Raw genomic sequence first — 16,731 nt, 5'->3', positions numbered from 1 at the left:
CACCCCCAGGCGAGCCCGCCTGAGCCAGGGCAGCCCGCCGCTTCCGACGGAACCGACCCGATGCCCTTGTCCAGCGCCGCGACACCAACCACTCCGACCGGCCCCGTCCGCAGCCACCTCTCCCGACTGGCAGCCGACCGGGATCACCCAGTTCACGGCAACCCCCGACATCAACGGCGACGCAATCCCCGACCCCTGGGCGATGCACAAGGCAGACAACGTCCGCTTCTACCGCAGCGGACGCACCTCACATCAGGCCGCCTACAGCAACGTCACCCAGACCGGCGACGACCCGCGGCCCGACACGGTTGCGCCCGGTCGATCGAACCCATCCCGACGCGCTCGATCGGCGCCACAGACACCAACTGCCGCCGATCGAGCACCATCGACACCCACAAGCCCGCCCCACCTGCCATCGAATCGAAGATGCCACCGCGCCCCCGCGTCTTGGATTCGAAGGTTTCATGCCCATGCGAAAAGAGAAAGACCGTCAGCCAGGTCACGGCACCGCTTCCTGCGTCAGTATCAGCACCCGCCCACGCCCCACCCCCGCCCTGCATGCCTGGCCACTGCCAGGCCGGGGGCACAGAAACGTCCCGGTCCGCCTCGACACCACCTGTGACTCGCGCACCCCGCGCCCGAGTCACGTGACAGTCACATGCCTCACCGCATCACGGCCGATCACAAGGTCAGCTGCCCAACGAGCCCCGAATCCCCTGTACGACGCCTCGTGTGACACACCCTTTCCAGCACCCAGGGCAGGCTGCGGGGTGATCCGTCGTGGGCCGCGCGTGCCCCGCATGCGAGGGCTCGCCGCCATGCAGCCACCCACCGCCGTACTCGGCTGGGCCGGCGTGAACGTTGACCGTGACGGCAGCTGGACCGATGCCATCGAAGGTGAACCCGTCACCGAGTCTGCTCTCGACAGCATGGGGCGACGGGTCGGGTGCCGGGTGGCTGCCTCGTCACATGCTCATCGGCATCGTCGGCGGTCTGCTCGGCGGCTGGCTCGGCAAGGTGATCTTCGGCGTGCCCTCCATCAACGGCTTCTTCCACCTCTCGACGTGAATCGCCGCGATCGTCGCCTCGATGATCGTCCTCCTGCTGTACCGCCTCTTCACCGGGCAGCGTTCGCGCTGACCGGGGCCCACCGTCGATGGCAATCGGTCCAGATCCGCTGTCACAGGTCATGAGCTGCGCTCACCACGCCGGACGCGGGGGTGGTGAGCGGTTCGGGTGGTGCTCTGGCAGGGGTGGAACTACCGGTCAGCGAGCCTGTTCCCCGCACGCGCGGGGAGCAGGCTTCCTGCCCCGCAGTTCTACCCCTGCTGCGAAGCTGCCGGGATCCTGCGTGTCCTCGGTCGGCATCGGACCCTGACCGGGAAATGACCCTCGGCGCCCGCTCCTGCCCTCGTCCGGCACCGCAGCCGTGCGGGGCGCTGGACGAGGCCGGCCCCGGACGGGGTGGGCGGCAGGGGCGTGCGGCATGCAGCTTCCTGGAGCACGCGGAGTTGAGCGGGAAGTCAGGTGGTGGCCAGCAGTAGATCTTCTCCGCTTGACGGGCGAAGGCCGTCGGTGCGATCGGCGAAGTAGCGTTCGGCGAGCGCGGCTCCCGATACGTGCCGGGAATCTGTGAAGCCGGCGTCGCGGGCCAGTGCCAACATTTCGTTCGGGGTGTAGAAGCTGATGAACGGCGTCCCTGAGGCTCGTGCGCCTTCCTCGCTCGCTTGGAGGCCGGGGCGGTCGGCGGCGTCGACGAGTTCGGTCGGCAGCAGGAAGGTCATGGCGAGCGTCGAGCCGGGTGCAAGCCCGGCGATCTCGCGCAGGGTGGCGGCGGTGGTGTCCTTGGTGAGGTACATGGTGACGCCGGTGGAGACGATGACCGCCGGCCGGCCGGGATCGAAGCCGGCAATGGACAGTTGCTCAGGCCAGGACGCGCCGGCCTCGAAGTCGACCGGCACCAGGTGCAGCCAGTCGGGGATGCCGTAGCCGAGCTCGACCAGGCGGCGGCGCTTGAAGGCCTGGGTGCCGGGCTGGTCGACCTCGAAGATCTGAAGGCGGGAGGCGAGCTCCGGCTTGCGCTGGGCGAAGGTGTCCAGACCGGCTCCCAGGATGACGTACTGGGTCACGCCTTGGTCGGCCTGTTCGGCGATCAGGTCCTCGATGAAACGAGCGCGGGCGACGATGGCTGCCCGAAACCCGCCGGTGGCCCGAGGGTCCATGTCCGGGCGGGCGCGCCAGGCGTCGCCGGGGGCCGCCAACTGCAGGCCGATCTCGTCCTCGACCACGTGCGGGGGCGGGTCGATCTGAAGGTGCATCGCCCGCCAGAGGGCGGTCCGTACCGCGGTGTTGTCCGGTGCCTCGATCTGCTCGTGCGCCATGGTGTTCCCCCTTCTTTTGCCGTAGTCAGTTCTTGACGGGAGCCTGGAGGGTCCACAGGCGCCCATCGGGGTCGCGGACGGTCATCTCCTTGGTCCCGTAATGGGTGTCCTCGAACGGCGTGACCACCTCGACGACAGGATCGGGACACAGCGCGTCTGCGTCCGGCGCCTTCAGCACGATCCGCGTCTGGGGCTCCTGGTCCTGGGGAACCTCGGCGATGAACATGTAGGGACCCTCGCCGTTGCGGAACTGGCCGGAGCTGTGGTCCGTCGCGAACTCCAGCTCGTAGCCCAGCGCCTGGAAGAACTTCGCCGCCTTTCCCCAGTTGTGCGTCGTCAGGAACACGGCCTCGATGCCTTCGGTCGTCATGTCAGGTCTCCTTCTCAGGCGATTGCTGATGGTCCCCTTGGGCGTCGTCGAGGTAGGCGCGCAGCGCGTCAGCGACGAGCGCTGACAACGACATGCCCGAGTCGATGGCGCGGTACTTGACCTGCTTGATCAGTCCGATCGGCAGGTACACGTTGAACTGCTTGACTTCCTCATCACCCACAGGCCGGATGCTAGCATCCTAGCCAACTAGCCGTTGTGGTGAACCGATCCGAGCCGGACGAAGTTGGTCGAGTTGACACGTCGGGAGTCGGGTTCCGATGCTCCGGCTGACCTGATTCAGCACAGCGCCCTGGGGCTGCGCTCGGACTCCTAGCCGATCACTCTGGGACCGCTGGATGGATGTCGGATGCAGGTCAGGCTGCAGGCGAGTTCGAGCAAACCCTGGTAAAGATCGGCGCGTCGTTCCCACCGGCAAGCACAAGGGACATAACCCCTCGGTGGCCAGCATCTACCGGGCGCTCGCCGAGCACGCTAACCACGAGGCATACCCCTGCATCCCAGCGAGTCGGAGAGGGCCGGGTGACCTCCCGTGCAAGAACCCCGGACCAGGAGGGATTTGGACCTCGCCGGGAGCGACGAAGCGCGGCGGACCACCTCCGGGTGGTCCGCCGCGCCCGTTAGGGGTCGGTGGCGAAGCCGGCAGGGAGCCCGCCTGTGAACCGTCGCCGCCATCGCGGGGCGTACGCGTCGATGCCTCGGGACGCCGCGCACAGCACCGCACCGACCATGATGAAGCCGAAGGACACGATTCCTATCTGAAGGACGATCAGGAGGTGCAGGGCCACGCTGATCATCGCCGCCACCACTTGCCGGGAGGCCCGGCGCAGCAGGAACAGCGCTATCAGCGATTCCGCGAGGATCGTCCCCCAGGTCGACAGGAGGGCGATCACCGTGATGCCCGTCGCCCAGCGGAACAGGTCGGCGAACAAGCCGGCTGCTCCGAAGTTCTCCATTCGCGCGACGTAGTACGTCGCGCTGCCCTCGGCCCACGGGCCGACCGGCAGCTTCGCTACTGCGCTGTTGAGGTAGATGTACGCAACCTGGAGCCGTACCCCCCACCAGCCAGCCCAAGCGAGACCCTGCCACAGGGATCCTGACCGGTCCTTGCCTCCCGGCCGTTGCCAGTGCCAGGTCCTCCTGTCATTGGCGCAGGCCAGGACGAGGAAGAAGGTCACGACCTGTGAGACGGCGTCACCGCCGTCGGGCAGTGAGACCGACTGGCTCAGGGAGAAAGACGCCCAGAAGTGCAGCACGGTCGTGTAGCGGGGCAGGATCCCGCTCGCTACTACGAGCAGCAGGACTAGGAGCACGAGGTTGAGGAACTGCCGGTCCGCGGTGTCCGCCAGGCAGTACAGCGACATGGCCTGTACCGGGGCCGAGCAGTCGACCCCGGCCTGTGTCGCGCCTACCGGCACGAAGAGGTGGGACGCGGGGGTGAAGAGCAGAATCGACGCCTGGGCGAGGGCGATCGTCGACCGGCCCGCTCCTAGGGCCCGGGATTCGGCGGGGAAGCGGCGGACGGAGCGCTCTATTTCCGCGATCAGCCGTTCCGTGAACACTTCGCCTCCACCAGGGCGGCTCTCTTGTCGAGCCGCCAGCCTTCGTATTTTTCGCGGAACTTCCACGGAACGGGCCTCGTCTGGACGAGGACCACTCGCCCGCACAGAGTCGGGACGGGAGAGGCGTTCTCGGCGGGGACGGGTGTCGAGGACCGGGCGACCACGGTTGGGCAGTCCCCCTCGATCTCCTCACAGTTGCGCCACTCCCGCACCTGGTTGGCCATGTTCGCCACCTCGGGGCCTTGCGCGCGCTGACGTCGGGTGAGCCCGTACAGGTTCTCCGAGCGCGAGTTCGGCAGCCGTGACGCATTGGAGACGTCGTCGCCGGACACCAGATAGGGAACGAACTCGGGATCGCTCGGGGGCTTGGTGAAGAAGGCCCAGCTCTGCGGCAGGACCCTCGCCGACAGTGACCGTAGGTCGCCGCCGTCGCGGGTGGAGAGCACGTTGCTGGGGAGCGAGAAGAAGACCGACCCGGCCAGCAGGACTCCGACCACGATAATGCTGCCCGCGGCGGAGAGCAGGACCGGCCGTCGGGCCGCGCCCCCGGCGGGGGCGGTGTGCTGCTCTGTGGCCGCCAGACCGTGCATCACGTCAGCGCGGAGGTCAGGGCGTTGACGAACGCGTCGCGCTCGATGTCCGAGCTACCCGGACTGCCGTCCTCGAGGTACCAAGTGACGACCACGAGTGTGGCGAGGGCGTTGGTGGCGACTCCCGCATTCGTGTAAGCGAGGGCGTTGGCGGCTCCCACGGCGTTCGCGTAGATGGCCACGTAGGCTCCCATCCAGAACCAGCCCCGCGCCTGTGCAACGACCGGCCCACCGCCACCGGGTGCGGGCTGGGCTGTCTGCTTGAGCCATCCGTTGAAGCAAACGGAGAAGGCGCGCAGTGCGGTGTCAACGCGTACCGGATCGCCGCTCTGCAAGGCAGCCGCCACATCCCGATGGAAGCTGGGGTGGGCGGCCAGGTACCCGGCGATGACCCGGTCCAGAGCGTCGGTGTCGGTCTGGGGCTTGTCGGGATTGAAGCCGAGCATCTGCTTCAGCTCAGGATGCGAGTCGGCGATGGGCCCCTGCGCGGCGAGAAGCAGCCGAAGGAGGTCCGTGTCGCTGTACTCGGCGGTCTTCTTCACCGCCTCCTTGAGCCGCGCCTTGCCCGGTGCGGGAGCCCCGTGGCCCGCGGCCGCGAACGCGGTCTGGGCGGTGACGCTGCCTCCGGCGAGTATGGAGAGCATTGCCACGGTGGCTACGGTCCTTTTGGATGTGAACTTCACTCTGTCCTCCTGGGACGTGGGTTGTGGCGCGCGTTCAGCGCGAGCCGAAGCGATCGTCCGAATCGATGGCCGCGCGTGCGGCCGAGTTCGCCTTGACCGCAGCCCCTGTGAGGAGCACGAGGATTGCCACGATGCCCGCTGCTGCGACGATTCCCGCCGCCGGGCTCTCGGAGCCGGCTGGCGTGAGTGTCATGGCCAGCGCCAGGCATGTCAGGGCCGCGGCGTACGCGGTCAGGAACGAGGCCGTCAGCATCGGCGCGGCCGCCGTGTGACCGGCCTGCCAGGCGTCGTCCGAAGCCAGGGTCGCCCTCGTTCGGATGCCCACCGCGGAGTTGCGCCCGACCCTCCCGTTCGCGACCTGGTTCCTCACGTAGTGAACCAGGGCGCCCAGTGGGGCGAGCCCTGCGGCGAAACCGAATCCCGCGGTCGGATCCACTGCGCATCCTCCAAGGACGTAAGTGTTGACGGCATGCGGCCGAAGCCGCTTCGCGCACGGGTGTCCATGAGCCAGGGGAGGGCCCCACGCGAAAACGATCATGAACATCTTGGCTGGCATGAGCATCAGATTTCACCGCCAGAATCCGGCAACCTCCCCCTGTCTGGGTTGCCACATTCCATCCCGCGATCGGCAAACAGCGCAGTTATCACCAGATTGATGCACCTCGGCGCGCTTTATGTACTCTCGACGCTGCATCGATATCGGGAAGACAAAGGAGAACGGAGTGGCGGAGCAGCGGAGATCCCCCGAGTACCTGGCGGGGTACGAGCGAATGCTCGCGGACGTGGCCGCGACCGGGCGGTCGCTGACCCTCAACGAGCTGCGCACCCGCAGGGAGCTCGGCGAGCGGGCCGCCGAGGCGGGCCACGCCCTGCGGACTCTGGTCGGCTCGCACCTCTTCGCCACGCGCGCCGCGTGGCCCGGGCCAGACGCCCCTGCCGACCGCCTGCTTGCAGCCGTCGCAGATGCGATCGACGCCTTTGTTCAGGGATTCGAGCGCGCACAGGACTCCTCGGTCCGCCAAGAACATGCGGCTCGCCGGGAGTTCGTCGATGACCTGCTGTACGGGCGGAGCGACCTCGGTCGGCTAGCCGAGCGCGCTGAGCGCTTCGGGCTGCGCTTCTCGCGCAGTCACGCCGTCGCTGTCGCCGGACGCTCCGCGTCGGACGAGCAGTCCGAATACCTCCTGCGCCGCGTGGAACAGACGCTGTTCGCCCGCTTCGGCAACCGCCGCATCCTGCTCACGACCAAGGACGGCCGGCTGGTGTGTGTCGCCCCCGGCGACCAAGACGAGGTTCTGGTTTGCTTCGCCCAGCAGGCGGGTCCCGCCCTTGACGGCGCCTGCGTCGCTATCGGCCGTGCCCACAACGGCGCTGGAGGAGTGGGCCGGTCCTACGAAGAGGCCCTCAACGTCCATGATCTTGCGGAGCGCATGAACCTCGCTGGGCCCATACTGCGTGCTGCTGAACTCCTCGTCTACCCCGTGCTGACACGGGATCGTGACGCCATGGTCGACCTCGTGCGCCACACTCTCGGCCCGCTGCAGAACGCCCGGGGCGGAGCCTTCCCGTTGCTCGACACGCTCAATGTGTACTTCGGCACGGGCTGCAACGCGGCCGCGGCAGCCCGACACCTAAGAGTGAGTGTGCGTACCCTTTCCTACCGCCTTGAACGCATCCACTGGCTCACCGGTGCCGACGCAGCCGATCCGGAGGACCGCTACGCGCTGCAGACGGCGGTGATCGGCGCCCGAATCCTGGACTGGCCGCGCCAGGAGTTCTGAGCCCGGCACCGGTCCTGCGGTGGCGCAGCTGGCCGTCGACGGCCCAGACGGCGCTCCCCGGTGCCCGGGGGCCCAGCTACGTACAGGGAGGCCCCGCAGGCTAAGACCGCGTCCTCTGTGGTGAAGCGGTCGTTGGTCCGTTCACGGGGCGGGGTACGTGGAGTTGGATTGTTCCGGACGCGCTGTGGGAGATCGCGAAGCCGCGACGCGAACGGCCTGCCCCTCCTCGTCGGCCTCTCGGCCGCCAACACCCACGACAGCCAAGGGCTGAAACCCATGGTGCTCGGTCACCAAACGACACGACCCTCACCGCGGCCGCTACTTCAAACCCCTGCGTCTTCATGCCGACAAGGCCTACGACATACCTGAACTGCGAAGATGGCTCCGTGGCAAACGCATCGGCGTCCGCATCGCGCGCAAGGGTGTCGAGTCCGGATCCACTTGATCACTGAGCGGACCGGTCTGCCCATCTCCGTCGGGATCTCCACTGCGACCTCCACGACAGCCAGGCGCTTGAGCCGCTGGTGCGCGGCATTCCGCCGATCCGCTCGCGTCGCGGCCCGCGACGCCGGCGGCCCGCCACGCTCCACGCGGACAAGGGGTACGACTACGACCAATCTGCGCTGCTGGCTCCGCTCGCGCGGCATCCGGCACCGCATCGCCCGCAGAGGACTCGAATCCTCCACGCGGCTGGGCCGGCATCGCTGGACGATCGAGCGCACGATGTCCTGGCTGGGCGGTTGCCGCCGCCTGCACCGCCGCTACGAGCGCAAGGCCGAGCACCTCTTGGCCTTCACCGCTATCGCCTGCACCCTCATCTGCTACCGCAGACTGGCAGCCTGACGGGTGGCACCCGCAGGTGGGACGATCCACAGCGTGATCGGACGGATGCACCACACCCCGCGCTGGGCGGTCATATCGGCCTGCGGCATCGCAGCCGTCCGGGTAAACGCCGAGGAATCGACCTCGCCTGCGCCATCATGGCGACCGATCTCGCCGCCAACTGGTACGCGGTCCACGGCATCCAGCACAGCAACCTCGCCGCTCAGCCCGGACTTCAACGACTGACCCTCTTCGCCACACTCGTCCTGGGAACGGCACCGTTCATCCGACAGCACCTCATCACATGAGATGACGTCTTATGGAGGGGCGTGCCTCGTCGGACATCCCGGCACCGTAGCCACGGCCCGCCGTGTACCGGTGCTGTCCGAACGCATGGAGTCGGCGTCCTGCCGTGGGAGGTCCGTACGGTACGGCCGCCGTCGGCGGATCGGGGCGTATGGGCGTGGGCGTGACCGGGGCCGGACGCCGGCGGGGTGCTCGACGGCCTGCGCGCGTACGTCATCGAGCACCTGGCCGACCCTGGGCGCCGCTTGGGCGGCCGGGTCGTGTCAGACGGGCAGGTGCCAGATCTGGTTCGAGGTGACGTTGCAGTCCCAGATCTGCACGATGTTGCCGTTGGTGCTGTCGTAGCCCCGGACGTCCAGGCAGCGGCCGGACTTCGTGTTGACGATCACGCCGTCGCTCCGGACCGACCACTGCTGGGCGATGTTGCCGTTGCAGGGGCCGGTGTGTACCGGGGTGCCGTTGGCGGTGCGGCCGTCCCAGATGTCCAGGCACACGCCGACGGCGCGGATGGTGCCGTCGGTGCCGATCTTCCATCTCTGGTTGACGTTGCCGAGGCAGTCCCAGATCTGGGTGGGCGTCTTGTTGGCCATGCTGCCGCCGCGTACGTCCAGGCACTTGCCCGCGAGGCCCGTGACCTGCCCGACCGGTCCGGCCGGGACGGCGGGTCCGAAGGAGACGCCGCCGCCCCACCAGGTGCCTGTGGGGAAGCAGCTCGCGGAGGCGGTGGTGTTGCCCCTGACCCAGCCGCTCCACGTCTGCGAGAAGCTGTAGAGGTTGGTGTTCCAGTCCCAGGTCGCGCAGGTGCCCCCGACGCTCCAGGTCTGCATCTCGTCGAGGCCGGTGCAGGTGGCGGACGAGCCGGACTCGACGCAGCTCCCGACGCCGCCGGGGCCCGGGACGGTCGCCGCGGACCGCGCGGGGGCGGGCTTCTCGGCGGCGTCGGCGGCGGGCGCGATGAGCGCGGCGGCTCCCGCGAGCAGGACGGTGGCTAACAGCGCGGCGGTACGGCGCATCGAAAGATCCTCACGAAGACGGGTAGCCGGTCAACCCGCCTGCCGACAGGCCGTGGTGACGATGCGACAGTTGTGCGGGTCACGTGGAAGTTTCGGGTGCGATGTGAGCATGGTCAACAACGCAGGGTGGAGATCACGCCAGCGGTCCGTGCAATGGCGCTTACTGAGCCTTTTCAGCGTTGACGCTCCAGGGTGAGGATGGCTGCGGCGATCGCGGTCATGCGGTTGGGGCTGCAGCGGGCTTTGCGGAAGATTCGCCAGGTCTTCAGCCTTGCGATGCTGCGTTCGACCGGTGCCCGCGCCGCTGACAGGGCCCGGTTGATCGTCTGCTGGGTCGGGTTGAGGTCCCGGTTGGGGAGCCGTCTGATGGGTGTGGTCACCCAGGGGCCGGCGCCGATGTAGGCGCGGTCGGCGAGGACGGGGACACCCTGGCGTTCGCAGATCCGGATGATGCGGTGGGTGCGGGCCGCGGTCAGGTCATGGGTGCGGCCGGGCAGCGCGGGCGAGATCCACAGCAGGTTGCCCGCGGGATCGGCGACGACCTGCACGTTCACGCCGTGACGGCGATGCTTCTGCGAGAAGTCGGCCCGGCTGTCGTCGACGCGGTCGCACTCGGCGAGGGTCCCGTCGAGCAGGACGTAGTCCGGGCCGGTCTCACGCAGAACCCGCAGCAGTCCGGGTGCCCGGCCGGACAGGTGCTGGACGACTGCTTTGACGTAGGCGTGGGCGGTGCCGACGGATATGCCGAAGCCGGCGGCGATCTGCGCGAGCGTGTCGTGCCGGCGAAGGTAGACCAGGCCGACGAGAGCACGCTGGTGGGGCGGGAGCTTGCAGCGGCGGTCACCCTCACGGGTGACGATGAGCATGGATACCCACTCGACCAGGGCGTGCGGCAGGTCGAGTGCGGCAGGATGGGGAACCAACAGGGCTCCTGTGCCGATGGGTTGAGACTTCGAACACCTCCCTCAACGGCACGGGAGCCTTGTGCGTTGCGGTCCTCGTACTGACTCGACCGGGGTCACTCGATCAGTGGCCACCCTGAAAGAGCTCACTGATCGTTTCAGAATGAGTTCGCTGCTGGGGGATGGTTGTCGGGCTTGTTGACGGCAGAGTGTTGCGGGTGTCGGATGATCTTGTGCCTGATGACCTGTGGGAACGTATCGCTCCGCTGCTGCCGCCCCGGCCGCCGCGGCGTCATCGGTATCCGGGGCGGCTGCCGGCGGACGACCGTGCGGCCCTGCGGGGCATCGTGTACGTGCTGCGCAAGAACGTCAGCTGGAGAGACGTGCCCGCCGAGCGGACCGGCTGCAGTGGAGTGACGGCCTGGCGGCATCTGCGGGACTGGACCGAGGCCGGAGTCTGGCCCAGCCTGCACGAAGTGCTCCTGGCCGAGCTGTGCAAGGCAGGTCTGCTGGACATGGACGACTGCGCGATCGACGGCTCGCACGTCAGAGCGCTGAAAGGGGGGCTCACACCGGACCTTCGCCGATCGACCGCGCACGGCCGGGCAGCAAGCACCACCTGATCGTCGACCGACCTGGCACTCCCCTTGCCGTGACTCTGACCGGCGGAAACAGGCACGACGTCACCCAGCTGACACCGCTGCTGGACGCGATCCCCCGCATCCGCGGCCTGGTCGGGCGGCAGCGGCACCGGCCGGGCCGGCTGTTTGCCGACCGCGGCTACGACTACGACAAGTACCGCCGCATCCTCTGGGCCCGCGGCATCACGCCCAAGATCGCCCGACGCGGTGTTCCACACGGCTCCGGCCTGGGCAAGACCCGCTGGGTAGTCGAGCGGGTGGCGGTCCGGTGCTGCAACGCCTGAGGCGACAGCCGGCCCCTCCGCGGCGGGTTCGTCGTTCCGGGCCGCGCGGGGGTCTGTGCCGTGTCCTGGTGTTTCGGTTCGTGTCCCGGCTTGTGTCCTTGTTCGTGCTCATGTGATCCCGCAGGCCAACGGGCCTTTCGCGGCCCTGCGCACCGTGCGGGGCCGCCTGCGGCGCGGCCTTGGCGATGCCGGCCGTGTCCTGGACAGCGCATGGAGGCCTCGGGGGTCACCCCGGAGACGGGGCTCGCTCACACCGGCGAGAAGAGCGGGTCCCGCCCGGCATCCGAGGTCTGGAACCGCTCGGCGAGCACCAGCCTCGAGTAGCTCCCATCCCGCCTTGGCCAGGACAAGGAGAAGACCATGGCTCACCGCCTGCAGTTCGACCCGGCCACGCCCGGGGGTGAGGCGATCGTCGTTCTGTTCAACCTGATCAAGGCCGACGAGGATCCGGGTGGGAGCTGGAACGGCGGCGACGTCGTCGACACCCTCGGCTACTGGTTCGGTGACCTCGGCGTCGATATCGACGCGGGCCCGATCAGCACGATGAGCCGGGACGAAGCTCCTGGTGCCGCTGCAGGGCTCGCCCCACCCGGGCGGGCCCTGCGACGTGCGAGGTCACGTGTCGTCAGGCGACGCGGAGCTTGACCTCTGCCTCGTACTCGTCGACGAACACCTCACTGAAGTTTTTTCGCACGCCGGAGCCACATGCCTTGATTGTCCGGCTCTGCTCACTCTGGGGCTTGATGGTGACGTGTGCGCACCGGTTGTCGGGCAGGGTGTCCTCCACCCACCCGTGGACGGTCAGGTGGCCCCACTGGTCGCACGTGAGCTGCCAACTCGCCTCCCCGCCCGTTGTCCTCGGGTGAGCCGAGGAGGGGCAGGTGACGGCGTAGGCCGTGCCTCCCGTCCCGACCACCATTCCCAGGGCGAGCCCCGCTGCCGCCAGCGCCGCTCCAAGAGCCCTCTTCACCACGGCTGATCCGCCTTTCGTTCGGCGATGAATGATCAGAACCTAGAGTGGGAGTCGCGGCCGTTGGTCCCCGATCACCACAACGAGTGATCATCCTTCCTCCGGAAGTGATCACCACGGGCGCCTATCCTCCTGCGGCCCAACCTCCGGCCGACCAGGAGAGACCCAACCATGACGACCACCACCGGGCCCGCCGGCGCCGTCTCTTGGCGGCCCGCGCCGTGGGGACGTCGGGATGATCCTGGAGAGTTTGGCCGGGAACGGCCAGTTCCGCCCGCTGGTGTCCGCGAGCAGGAGGACGGGGAGCTGGACGTCTTCGCCGGCAACCACACCTTGTAGGCCCTCCGCCCCACGGTTCCGGCCCCTAGGGCCTGGTCACCCGCGCCGGCGAGGAGGAGCGCTTGTGCGCCCTCGCCACGTCCGCAAGCGGGTGCCCGCCGCCCAGGTCGCCGTCTGCCAGTGCGACGACGCCACCGCCCGCCGCATCGTCCTGGCCGATAGCCGCACGAGCGACGCCGGCGGCCACGACGAGGGAGCGCTCGCCACGCTCCTCTCGGGCCTGGATGGTGAGGAGTCCCCCGGGCCGTTTCCGGTCGGGGGGCTCCTCGTGTGCGCACCCACGACGGTGCGGGCGGTGTTCACCTGTGGGGGCCCCGGCGGCGGGGGATGCCGGAGGGTTCCGGTGAGTGAGCGTGTCCCACTCGCTCCACCTCCGTGTGCCCTCGATGCCGCCCGTCATGCACGCGGAAGTGCTGGCGCGCACGGAGCCCCTTGGTCACGGGGTCTGACCTGCGGGCCGCTGGCTTTGGACGGTCAGTGGGGACAGGGGTGTGCGGCTCGTGGTCTGGGTGGCCGGCGGGGTCCTGCGGCCACTATCGCCGTCCCCGCGCCGAGCCGCGCGCGGTGTCCGGTCGGCGGCCAGGGGGGCGTCGGCCGGTGTGGCCTGTCTGTGACCGAGCCCTGTCGGCGTGGTCACGGTGCTGCCGACGCGCACCGCGGTTCACCCGCCCGGGTGGTTGGTGGCTGGTGGTTGGCGAGGTTGTGCGGGTTATCGCCTTGTCAGGCGATGCGCAGGATGCTCTTGCCGTAGGTGGCGCCCTCAGCGAGCCGTTGTACGGCGGTGGCCAGGTCGGCCAGTTCGTATTCGGCGGTGATGTCCACGTGCACCGTACTGTCTGAGACGAGACCGAGTGCGCGGCGGGCGCTGTCGGCGAGGCGTTCGGGGTGGGTCCGGCTGAGCAGGTTGCTGTTGTAGGTGATCAGTGACTTGCCCTGCATGAGCAGGTCGTTGGTGTCGGCCAGGACGGGTTCGTAGGTGCTGAGGTTGCCGTACACCGCAAGGCGGCCGTGCGGTGCAAGCTGCTCCAGGCCGGTGCGGCGGGTCGAGCCGCCGACCGGGTCGAGGATCACGTCGAAGCGTTCGTCGCCGAGCTCGGTCGGGAACTCTTCGCGGAGCACGACCTGGTCATAGCCGAACCGGGCCGTGTAGTCGGCTCTGGCCGCACTGCCGACGACGCCGACGATCCGGTCGGCCCCGGCAAGCCGGGCGAACTGGGCGGCGAGGGTGCCTACCGAGCCGGCCGCGGCATGGATCAGCACGCTTTCGCCGGGCCGTACTCGAGTCGCGGTGTTGATCAGGTCGTAGGCGGTCGGTGCGGCCCAGCCGAGCCCCCCGGCCGTCCGCAGTGGCAGGTCGCCGACGTCCAGACTGAGGACGGCGGGCGCCACGACCACCTCGGCGCAGGCGCCCGCAGCGGTCAGTGCGGCCACGGGTGTACCGATGCGGTCATGGTCGATGCCCTCGCCGACCGCGGAGATGTACCCGGACGCCTCGAATCCGGGGACGAAGGGGCGCGGGGCGGGGAAGTGGCCGTCCCGGAGCATGGTGTCCCCCCACTGGATTCCGGCGTAGGCGACCTGGATCGCCACCTCGCCGGGGCCGGGAGCGGGCTCATCGAGTTCGGCGACCTGGTAGTGGCCCTCGGCGTCGAGAAGGACAGCCTTCATGAGTACAGCTCCTTGCGTTGACTCAGTATCCTGATACTGGAACCTAGGTGTATAAGGTTCCTGAGTCAACCCATGAATCTGTTAGTTGAGTAGGAGTGCATCGTGGAAACCCCGGTCGAGGAGTCCCTCTGTACCCGGATCAGGCGGTCGGAGCAGGCGTTGATGGCGCATCACGAGGCCGTGCTGCGCGGCTACGGGCTGACCATGACGCAGTACACCGTGCTGCTGGCCCTCTCGCGTGAAGGCGGCATGTCCGGCGCCCAGCTGGCCCGCTCCTGCGGGGTGACGCAGCAGAGCATGAGCAGTGTGCTGACCAACATGGACGCCAAGGGACTGATCCGCCGCGAGACGTCCCCGGTGCACGCCAAGGTGCAGATCGCCACCCTGACCGATGAGGGTCAGACCGTCCTCGACCGCGCCTACCAGGAGGTGATCATCCTTGAGCGCGCACTGACCGACGCGTTCACGCCCTCCGAACACGCAGCACTCTGCGAACTCCTGGAACGAGCCACTGCCGTGCTGATCCAGCAGACGCGCCACGCGACGGCCCCGCCCGCCACCTGAGTCCTCAGCCGCCGGACGCGCACGAGCCCCGTCCCTCCGTACGACCCCGGAAGATTCGGCTGACCTGCCTGCGAGGTCTGCCTGCCCTGCCGCGCCCGTGGTGCTGACCGCGGCTGAGTGCCACCGGCTGAAGAAGAGGGCCTACGGCCACCAGCCCCGCACCAGATGCAGCAGCGGGCGGCGACCGCCTTGCCGGCGGCTCGTGGCCGTAGCAACGCCCGGATAGCCACCGAGACCTGTTTGCGTCGTCAACGGTGACGTCTGCGACTTCTGGGTCTTCGGCCTCTTGCGCCGCGCCTGGCACCCGTCGGCCATGCTGTGATTTGCTTGCGGGTCGGGGCCGGATCCTCGGTCGACGAGCGGTGCATCACCTGGCTCGGGACAGTGTTCTCGAACATGTCACAGGTCTCCAGCGCCTTCACCTCGGCGACGAGCGTGTGCTCGCCTGCGGTGGTCAGGTAGTCGGGGTGGCGGCCGGTGCCGAACTCGGGCTCCACCGCGAAGGTGTAGCCCGCTCGCGGAGGTAGCGGGCGACACGCGCTTCAGTCACCTCGCCGATCCCGGGTGGCTTCACGCGGGCAGCATGCCCGAGTCGGCCCTGCCCGGCCGCAGCAGGAATCTGTGGATCTCCGCCATGCCGGGCGCGTAGCCGTCGGAGGTGTCCACCAGGAGCTTAGGGGCGGCCAGGCTGATGGGAATGAACCGGTCAGGGTCGTAGACGCCGGCCTCCATGTCGGCGAGCAGAGCCTTGTCTCCATGGGCGACCCGGTGGCGGTCGCTGTGCGCTCGGTCGGCGATACGTCGGGCGATGGCTGAGGCGGGGGTGGTGCACCGGATGATCCGTAGGTCGGCGAACTCCGCGAGCGGCTCCAGCCCGGGGCGCCAGAGACGGTCTTGGAAGGCGGCTTCGGCGACGACGGTCGTACCCGCCCGCAGGAGTACGGCGATCGCCGCGAAGAACGCCTCCAGGGCCGGGATGTCGAGCGGGTTGTCGCCGACGGAATCCCCGACTTCTGGGCCATGTACAAGACGGGCAACGTCCGCTTCTACCGAGGCGGACGCACCTCACATCAGGCCTCCTACGGCAACGTCATCCAGACCGGTGACGACCTGTGGACCGACAAGGTCACCTTCGGCTGATCCAAGCCGGCGCCGACGTGTTCGATCGGCGGCGCAACAGCGCCGCCGATCGAACAGCAGCTGCAACGGCCAAGCCGCAGAGCCGGGCCCGGACCTTTCAAACTGGAGGGTGCCGGTTCCGGGGGCAACGCCCCTCTACGGAAGCGGACCACATCCGCGCACCACACGGGAGACACACCTGCACCGCGCCGAGTCAGCTTCACGGCACTCAGGGGCCACGCACCGCGTGGTGGCCACCGGGCCGCCGCACGCCAGTGGTCAGAGGGCCTGCTCGTAGCTGACCGTGGCGTCAGGGCAAGACTCCGCGAGCCTGGTCAAAGCGTCCCGCTCGCCGGCATCTGCAGCCAGGCTCCAGCGCAGCTTGGTGCCGGCCCACTCGGACAGGTACCGGCACACCGGTTCGGGGACCGGGGGGAGCCAGGTCTGCGGGTCCTGGTCGGCCTTCTGCCGGTTGGACCGCGCGGTTCACCGCGACCAGACTCGTGGAGGCGTCCTGGTCGTTGGCGTACGCCTCCCTGCGCTGCGCCGTCCAGGCGCTGGCGCCAGCTGGCGGGGAGCGTCATTCGAACCGTGCGGTATTCGTGCCTGGCGCGGTTGTCTGAGCGCTTCGCACCAGTGCTCCTACTGGTGCGCCTGCGCGGCGAGGAGGTCCTGTACTGGTGAAGAGGCGTTCTCGATGCGCTATTCCATGAGATTC

Annotated in this window: 18 protein-coding genes and 4 pseudogenes; 9 read left to right on the top strand and 13 right to left on the bottom strand. The window is 68.7% G+C overall.

Features of this window, described 5'->3' with window-relative positions; genetic code table 11:
• Nucleotides 1-272 precede the first annotated feature (272 nt).
• Nucleotides 273-503, bottom strand: coding sequence for a hypothetical protein (locus OG309_RS00250; RefSeq protein ID WP_329417150.1), 231 nt, complete (start codon nt 501-503; stop codon nt 273-275).
• A 437-nt stretch (nt 504-940) separates the two neighbouring features.
• Between OG309_RS00250 and OG309_RS00245 the strand changes: the two are divergent.
• A pseudogene (locus tag OG309_RS00245) lies at nt 941-1,140 on the top strand (GlsB/YeaQ/YmgE family stress response membrane protein); the annotation flags it as partial.
• A gap of 383 nt (nt 1,141-1,523) precedes the next feature.
• Here the strand turns inward: OG309_RS00245 and OG309_RS00240 are convergent.
• The 7 genes from OG309_RS00240 to OG309_RS00210 form a co-directional block, all read right to left on the bottom strand.
• Nucleotides 1,524-2,381: a class I SAM-dependent methyltransferase gene (locus tag OG309_RS00240; RefSeq protein WP_329417148.1), complete on the bottom strand. Its 858-nt coding sequence runs from the start codon at nt 2,379-2,381 to the stop codon at nt 1,524-1,526.
• Nucleotides 2,382-2,406: 25 nt separating this feature from the next.
• Nucleotides 2,407-2,751 (bottom strand): VOC family protein, encoded by a 345-nt coding sequence (locus OG309_RS00235; RefSeq protein ID WP_329417146.1) that lies wholly within the window; start codon nt 2,749-2,751, stop codon nt 2,407-2,409.
• Between the two features lies 1 nt (nt 2,752).
• Nucleotides 2,753-2,932, bottom strand: coding sequence for a CopG family transcriptional regulator (locus tag OG309_RS00230; RefSeq protein ID WP_083102527.1), 180 nt, complete (start codon nt 2,930-2,932; stop codon nt 2,753-2,755).
• A 457-nt stretch (nt 2,933-3,389) separates the two neighbouring features.
• On the bottom strand, nt 3,390-4,331 hold the full coding sequence (locus OG309_RS00225) for a sporulation-delaying protein SdpB family protein (RefSeq protein ID WP_329417141.1): 942 nt from the start codon (nt 4,329-4,331) through the stop codon (nt 3,390-3,392).
• Nucleotides 4,313-4,921 (bottom strand): SdpA family antimicrobial peptide system protein, encoded by a 609-nt coding sequence (locus OG309_RS00220; protein ID WP_329417139.1) that lies wholly within the window; start codon nt 4,919-4,921, stop codon nt 4,313-4,315. The genes OG309_RS00225 and OG309_RS00220 overlap by 19 nt, the downstream gene beginning before the upstream one ends.
• Nucleotides 4,921-5,604, bottom strand: coding sequence for a hypothetical protein (locus OG309_RS00215; protein WP_329417137.1), 684 nt, complete (start codon nt 5,602-5,604; stop codon nt 4,921-4,923). Before OG309_RS00215 ends, OG309_RS00220 begins: the two co-directional genes overlap by 1 nt.
• A 34-nt stretch (nt 5,605-5,638) precedes the next feature.
• The gene (locus tag OG309_RS00210) at nt 5,639-6,040 is read right to left on the bottom strand and encodes an SdpI family protein (RefSeq protein ID WP_329417135.1); all 402 of its coding nucleotides are present in this window, start codon (nt 6,038-6,040) and stop codon (nt 5,639-5,641) included.
• 334 nt (nt 6,041-6,374) lie between these two features.
• On the opposite strand from OG309_RS00210, the gene OG309_RS00205 reads away from it, so the two are divergent.
• From OG309_RS00205 to OG309_RS00190, 4 genes and pseudogenes are all read left to right on the top strand, one after another.
• Entirely contained in the window at nt 6,375-7,385 is a 1,011-nt protein-coding gene (locus OG309_RS00205) for a PucR family transcriptional regulator (protein WP_329428054.1), read from the top strand.
• A gap of 204 nt (nt 7,386-7,589) precedes the next feature.
• Nucleotides 7,590-7,818, top strand: a pseudogene (locus OG309_RS00200) (transposase); the annotation flags it as partial.
• Entirely contained in the window at nt 7,764-8,228 is a 465-nt protein-coding gene (locus OG309_RS38085) for a transposase (protein WP_443067524.1), read from the top strand. The pseudogene OG309_RS00200 and the gene OG309_RS38085, both read left to right, overlap by 55 nt.
• A gap of 137 nt (nt 8,229-8,365) precedes the next feature.
• Entirely contained in the window at nt 8,366-8,515 is a 150-nt protein-coding gene (locus OG309_RS00190) for a hypothetical protein (protein ID WP_329417133.1), read from the top strand.
• A gap of 261 nt (nt 8,516-8,776) precedes the next feature.
• Here OG309_RS00190 and OG309_RS00185 read toward each other — a convergent pair whose 3' ends face one another.
• Nucleotides 8,777-9,526 carry an RICIN domain-containing protein gene (locus OG309_RS00185; RefSeq protein ID WP_329417132.1) on the bottom strand — a complete coding sequence of 250 codons (750 nt, stop codon included), beginning with the start codon at nt 9,524-9,526 and terminating at the stop codon, nt 8,777-8,779.
• 173 nt (nt 9,527-9,699) lie between these two features.
• Nucleotides 9,700-10,449: a transposase family protein gene (locus tag OG309_RS00180; RefSeq protein WP_329417130.1), complete on the bottom strand. Its 750-nt coding sequence runs from the start codon at nt 10,447-10,449 to the stop codon at nt 9,700-9,702.
• A 197-nt stretch (nt 10,450-10,646) separates the two neighbouring features.
• On the opposite strand from OG309_RS00180, the pseudogene OG309_RS00175 reads away from it, so the two are divergent.
• Both OG309_RS00175 and OG309_RS00170 read left to right on the top strand, forming a co-directional pair.
• A pseudogene (locus OG309_RS00175) lies at nt 10,647-11,326 on the top strand (IS5 family transposase); the annotation flags it as partial.
• A gap of 387 nt (nt 11,327-11,713) precedes the next feature.
• Entirely contained in the window at nt 11,714-11,998 is a 285-nt protein-coding gene (locus OG309_RS00170) for a hypothetical protein (RefSeq protein ID WP_329417127.1), read from the top strand.
• On the opposite strand, the gene OG309_RS00165 is transcribed toward OG309_RS00170, so the two are convergent.
• Together OG309_RS00165 and OG309_RS00160 are read right to left on the bottom strand one after the other, a co-directional pair.
• Nucleotides 11,979-12,326, bottom strand: a complete 348-nt coding sequence (locus OG309_RS00165) for a hypothetical protein (protein ID WP_329417125.1) — start codon at nt 12,324-12,326, stop codon at nt 11,979-11,981. The two genes, OG309_RS00170 and OG309_RS00165, sit on opposite strands and share 20 nt — an antisense overlap.
• Before the next feature lie 1,056 nt (nt 12,327-13,382).
• Complete coding sequence (locus tag OG309_RS00160; RefSeq protein ID WP_329417122.1) at nt 13,383-14,330, bottom strand: quinone oxidoreductase family protein; 948 nt, start codon at nt 14,328-14,330, stop codon at nt 13,383-13,385.
• A gap of 162 nt (nt 14,331-14,492) precedes the next feature.
• Here OG309_RS00160 and OG309_RS00155 point away from each other — a divergent pair, with 162 nt between their 5' ends.
• Both OG309_RS00155 and OG309_RS00150 read left to right on the top strand, forming a co-directional pair.
• Entirely contained in the window at nt 14,493-14,894 is a 402-nt protein-coding gene (locus OG309_RS00155) for a MarR family winged helix-turn-helix transcriptional regulator (protein ID WP_329417120.1), read from the top strand.
• 894 nt (nt 14,895-15,788) lie between these two features.
• Entirely contained in the window at nt 15,789-16,034 is a 246-nt protein-coding gene (locus tag OG309_RS00150; protein WP_329417118.1) for a hypothetical protein, read from the top strand.
• A 258-nt stretch (nt 16,035-16,292) separates the two neighbouring features.
• Here the strand turns inward: OG309_RS00150 and OG309_RS00145 are convergent.
• A pseudogene (locus tag OG309_RS00145) lies at nt 16,293-16,581 on the bottom strand (HNH endonuclease); the annotation flags it as partial.
• Between the last annotated feature and the right edge of the window lie 150 nt (nt 16,582-16,731).

Source organism: Streptomyces sp. NBC_01268, assembly GCF_036240795.1.
Taxonomy (GTDB): Bacteria; Actinomycetota; Actinomycetes; order Streptomycetales; family Streptomycetaceae; genus Streptomyces.
The sequence above is the reverse complement of the archived record's forward strand: the minus strand, read 5'-3'. Positions and strand labels throughout refer to the sequence as shown.